Source organism: Pseudomonas abyssi (assembly GCF_002307495.1).
In the GTDB taxonomy this organism is placed as follows: Bacteria; Pseudomonadota; Gammaproteobacteria; order Pseudomonadales; family Pseudomonadaceae; genus Halopseudomonas; species Halopseudomonas abyssi.
This window is the reverse complement of record NZ_NTMR01000025.1, coordinates 1-4939: the sequence shown is the minus strand read 5'-3', so window position 1 is coordinate 4939 and position 4939 is coordinate 1. Positions and strand designations below refer to the sequence as shown.

Genomic DNA, 4939 nt, shown 5'->3' with positions numbered 1-4939 from the left:
TCGCGCCTTGCATCTGCACGCTTGAGCACTCGCAGAGGGCGTGTGAAATGGATTAGCGCTTCCCTGAATCCCCCCGGGCACCCGGCTACGCGGCCCTTCGGGTTCGCTGCGTTGCTCGGCTTGGCAGGGGCCGGCAGAACTCGGCTCTGCGAGCCTCAGACAGGCTGCCGTCCTGTTTCCTGCCAACCCTGCGCTACTCGCCCGCGTAAACGGGGAGTGGTGCCGTGCATGCTTCGCGTTCGGCCACTGTAGGGCCACGGCATGCCGTGGCCGTGCCGTGCGCGACGCTGGTTCAGGCGGGATATTGGATGCCGCACGGTCACAGCATGCTGTGACCCTACGACTGGCCTTGCCTCGTTGCAGCCCGCCCGCCAACCTTCTCCACCACGTGCGCAGGGGCACGGCATGCCGTGCCCGTTACATTCTGCTACGCCCATCCGATGCCGCAACCTTCCCGTCTTGCCCATGCACCATCACGGTGCTAGTCTCACCGAGTCGTCAAACGGCGACCTAGTCGTTTTTACCTGTCCAGAGTGACCGCATGTCCACTGCCCAGACCACCGCTGTTGTAAACCGCCCCGCGCTTGCCGGTGTGGTTGCGCGCGTGCAGGCTGCCGTGGCCTGCCTGCCGGTCACCCCTCCCGGCGTAGCCATCGTGGCTGCAGTGGCTTCACCGCCACCGGCGCACTGATCTCACTACCCCTTTTCTGATTTCTGTTCTCCCTGGCTGGCGTTTTGCTGCAGGGCGAACCTGTGTCCTGACAGGTGACATATGTTTATTCTACGTTTGAACTGGGCCGCCATTGGCCCGACTGCGCTGTTCGTGCTGCTCTGGAGCGCGGGCGCGATCTTCTCCAAATGGGGGCTGGAACACGCCTCCGCCTTTGCCTTTCTGCTGCTGCGTTTTGTGCTGGCCTGCGCTGCCCTCGGGCTGCTGGCGCTCACCCGGCGGCGCTCGTTACCGGCCCGGGGGACCCGCAAGCAGGTAGCGCTGGTCGGGGTGCTGCTGACCGGCGGCTACACCATCTTCTATCTGCTCTCGCTGGACGCTGGGCTCACGCCGGGCGTGCTGGCAACGGTACTGGGCGTGCAGCCGATCCTCACCCTGATGCTGGTCGAACGCCGCGCCAACCTGCTGCGGCTCTTGGGTTTGCTGCTGGCTCTGGGTGGCCTGACGCTGGTGGTACTCGACAGCCTGCTGGCGGCGCGCTTCTCGTTGCTGGGCATCGGCCTGTCGTTGGCAGCGCTGCTTTGCATCACCCTGGGTTCGATCTTTCAGAAGGGTATTCAGCAATCACCCATGGACGTACTGCCGCTGCAATACGCCATCGGCCTGCTGATGTGCGCGGTGGTCGCACCCTTTCAGCCGTTTGAGGTGGAGTGGAGCGTCGGTTTCATTGTGCCGCTGCTGTACATGGGCGTGCTCATCTCGGTGGGTGCGACCTTGCTCCTGTACCGGCTGATCCGCATGGGCAACCTGGTCAACGTGACCAGTCTGTTCTACCTGATGCCCGGCTGCACCGCGCTGCTGGATTTTCTGTTCCTGGGTAATCGCATGGCGGCGCTGAGCTTGCTGGGGATGGGGGCGATTGTCCTGGGGTTGGTGTTGGTGTTCAGGCAACGGGGTTAACGCGGCGTCGCGCCAGGCATGCCCCAGTTTGCGGCCTTTGTCCCCATGGCCCCCGCAACGGCGGGTGTCATGGGCTCAGTGCTCCTGTTGGGGCCCGTCTTGAGGTGGTGCATTACCTGCCGCTGAATGCGCCTCGGCGCAGTGTCCGCGCAGGTGTTTCACCGAAGCGCGTACGATAGGCGCGTGAAAAATTGCTCACGTGGCTGTAGCCGACACGCACTGCAACTTCCCGCACGGGTAGCTCACCTGTCTGCAGCCAACGATTGGCTGCGTTCATCCGCTCATTACGGACGTATTCTGCGCAGCTCAGCTGGAATTTTTGCCGAAATAAGTGATCCAGGCGGCTCTCGGACAGGCCTGCCATATCGGCCATATGGGCCAGGGCCAGAGTGCCATCGAGGTTACGCTCGATGTGCGCGATGATGTCGCTGAGGGCCTGCTTTTCCCAAACGATAATGTGATCTTCCGCATCGCTTTCTTCGCAGAACAGCTCGATGATTTCGGCGAGAAACAGGTTTGCAATGCCTTCGAGTTTGACCAGCCTGGCGCTGCCTCTGGCGTGGTTGTCGAACAGGTTGCTTGCCAGCTGTCGCAGACGCGGGCTGGGCGAGAATGACTGGCCCAGCTGGAAGTCGCCGAACGCGCTGTCTTGGAACAGCGCCAGGCGCTCCGGCAGTTGGCCGTCGAAGCGCGCTTGCAGTGGTGCGAGGGTTGAGGCTACGCCCACATGGCGAATGAGCTGGCCCTTGAAAAGGTGAAAGCGACTGCCCGATGGGTCAACCCGCATCAACAGGGCGGATTCGGGTGTCAGCGTAAAGGTTTTACCGTCGGGGTAGGATAGCTCGGAGTGACCTTGCAGATGCAGCGCTGAGCCGATCCACGGCTCGCTGAAACTGTTCTGTACCTGCACGGAACAGTCTTCCAGCGCCTCATATTCCATCCGGTAGAGCACTATGCCGCTGGCGAACTCCAGACGTTCCATACGACCGCGAATGCCCGGCAGGTCGATTGCCTGACCGCCACTCATATCTGCCAGGACTACTGGCACCTCGGTGCCGTTTCCATGTTTTCTTATCATGGTTGAATACTATCGGAATTTACCGGCTTGGCTGCTCAGGTCGGGAAAATGATAAAAGCCGGGAAAATGATATACCCGCCAAGTGGTTCCTAATCCTAGTGATCTCTACCCTACAGCTCAAACGGAAATCATCAAGCAGGGGAGCTGTCATTGCCCGACCCGGGCCGGACGTACCCCGGGGAAGGGAGCACCATGAATCACATCTTCAAAACCGTCTTCAATGCTGCGCTGGGCGTTTGGCAGGCCGTATCCGAGTTGGCGCGTGGTTGCGGCAAGGGGCGAGGCAAGCAGGGCAGCGGCGTGCTACGAAACGGGCAATGGCGGGTCGCTCCAGGCATGTTGCTGTTGTTGTTCGCGGCACCTGGGGCTGTTCTGGCTGCGACCCTGCCGCAAAATGGTCAGGTGATTGCTGGCGATGTGTCCATCAGCCAGCCCAGTGACCATACGCTCACCATCGAGCAGGGCTCAAACAAGGCCATTATCGACTGGCAGTCGTTCAGCATCGGTGAAGGCAACACCGTCAACTTCGACCAGAACAGCAGCTCCGCCGTGGCGCTCAATCGCGTTATCGGCAACGATCCCTCGGCGATTTACGGCAACCTCAATGCCACCGGCAAGGTGTTTCTGGTGAACCAGAACGGGGTGCTGTTTGCCGAAGGGGCCAGCGTCAATGTGGGTGGCTTGGTGGCTTCCACGCTGGATATCGACAATCAGGATTTTGTCGACGGCAACTACCGTTTTGAGGGCAATGGCGATCAGGCGGTGATCAACCGTGGCACCATCCATGCCGATGGCGGCGCTGTGGTGATGCTCGGCGGCCAGGTGAGTAACGAAGGGGTGATCCGCGCAAACCTGGGCAGCGTTGCCATGGCGGCCGGAGAGAAAATCCAGCTGGATTTTGCCGGCGACGGTTTGATCAACCTCACCATTGAGCAGGGCAAGCTCAATGCCCTGGTGGAAAACCACGGCGCGATCCAGGCCGATGGCGGCAGTATTTACCTCACCACCCACGCCGCCGATCAGGTGCTTGATTCGGTGGTTAACAACAGTGGGCAGATTCGTGCACAGACCGTGGCCGAGCGCGACGGCAAAATCGTGCTGCTGGCGGATATGCAAAGCGGCACCGCCACTATCGACGGCACGCTGGACGCCTCAGCACCCGCCAGCGGCGATGGCGGTTTTATTGAAACCAGCGGCGCTCACGTCACGATTGCCGACAGCACACAGATCACCACGCAGGCTGAACATGGCGAGACCGGCCGCTGGCTGATCGATCCCAACGACTTCACCATCGCCGACAGCGATGGCGATATCACCGGCGCCACGCTGAGCAATCAGCTGGCCAGCACCGACGTCGAGATTCAGAGCGTCAATGGCGCCACCGACGGCAACGGCGATGTTTTCGTTAATGACAGCGTCAGCTGGAACGACAACACCCTCACCCTGAACGCCGAGCGCGATATCCACGTCAATGAGTCCCTTAACGCCAGCGGCACCGCCGGCCTGGCGCTGAAATACGGTCAGGGCAGCAGCGATGGGGTGATTAACGGCACCGAAGCCCAATACCGGGTCACGGCGCCCATCAATCTGGCCTCCACCGGCAGCTTCAGCACCCAGCTGGGCAGTGCTGGTTCTGTCATCGACTACACCATCATTACCGACGTAGACGCCTTGCAAGCCATCAACAGCGGGCTGACCGGCCACTATGTGCTGGGCGCGGATATTGATGCCAGCGCCACCGCAGGCTGGAACAGCGGTGCGGGGTTTAATCCGCTTGGTAGTACTTACAGCAATAGTTTCCAGGGCGTGTTTGATGGCCTGGGGCATGTGATCAGTGGCCTGTTTATTAACCGGGGAGCCACAGACTTTGTCGGCCTGTTTGGCTACACCGGTGGCGCAGCGCTGCGTCAGGTGGGGTTGGAGAACGTCGATATTACGGGCCGGGATTACGTCGGCGGTCTGGTGGGTGCGCAATACAAGAGTCGTGTCAGCCAGTCCTATGTCAGTGGCTCAGTGAACGGGGAGTACCGCGTTGGTGGTTTGGTCGGTGACAGCTTCGCTAATAGTCGTATTAGCCAGTCCTATGCCACCGCTGCGGTGACGGGGACGTTCGAGGTTGGCGGTCTGGTCGGGCATCAGTTTGATGGCAGCATCAGCCAGTCCTATGCCACAGGTGCGGTAACGGGGAGTGGTGAGGTTGGCGGTCTGGTCGGGCGTCAGAACGGTGGCAA

At 61.0% G+C, this 4939-nt stretch carries 4 protein-coding genes; 3 read left to right on the top strand and 1 reads right to left on the bottom strand.

The annotated features are described in order from the left end of the window. The first annotated feature begins 541 nt into the window (after positions 1–541). Both CNQ84_RS20540 and CNQ84_RS16640 read left to right on the top strand, forming a co-directional pair. Entirely contained in the window at positions 542–691 is a 150-nt protein-coding gene (locus CNQ84_RS20540; RefSeq protein WP_160003172.1) for a hypothetical protein, read from the top strand. 81 nt (positions 692–772) lie between these two features. Beyond that, complete coding sequence (locus tag CNQ84_RS16640) at positions 773–1630, top strand: DMT family transporter (protein WP_096005964.1); 858 nt, start codon at positions 773–775, stop codon at positions 1628–1630. Between the two features lie 112 nt (positions 1631–1742). Here CNQ84_RS16640 and CNQ84_RS16635 read toward each other — a convergent pair whose 3' ends face one another. Further along, positions 1743–2678 carry a helix-turn-helix transcriptional regulator gene (locus CNQ84_RS16635; RefSeq protein ID WP_217350119.1) on the bottom strand — a complete coding sequence of 312 codons (936 nt, stop codon included), beginning with the start codon at positions 2676–2678 and terminating at the stop codon, positions 1743–1745. 222 nt (positions 2679–2900) lie between these two features. Here CNQ84_RS16635 and CNQ84_RS16630 point away from each other — a divergent pair. After that, the coding region (locus CNQ84_RS16630) for a two-partner secretion domain-containing protein (RefSeq protein ID WP_133065914.1) at positions 2901–4939 on the top strand (2039 nt) is incomplete at its 3' end.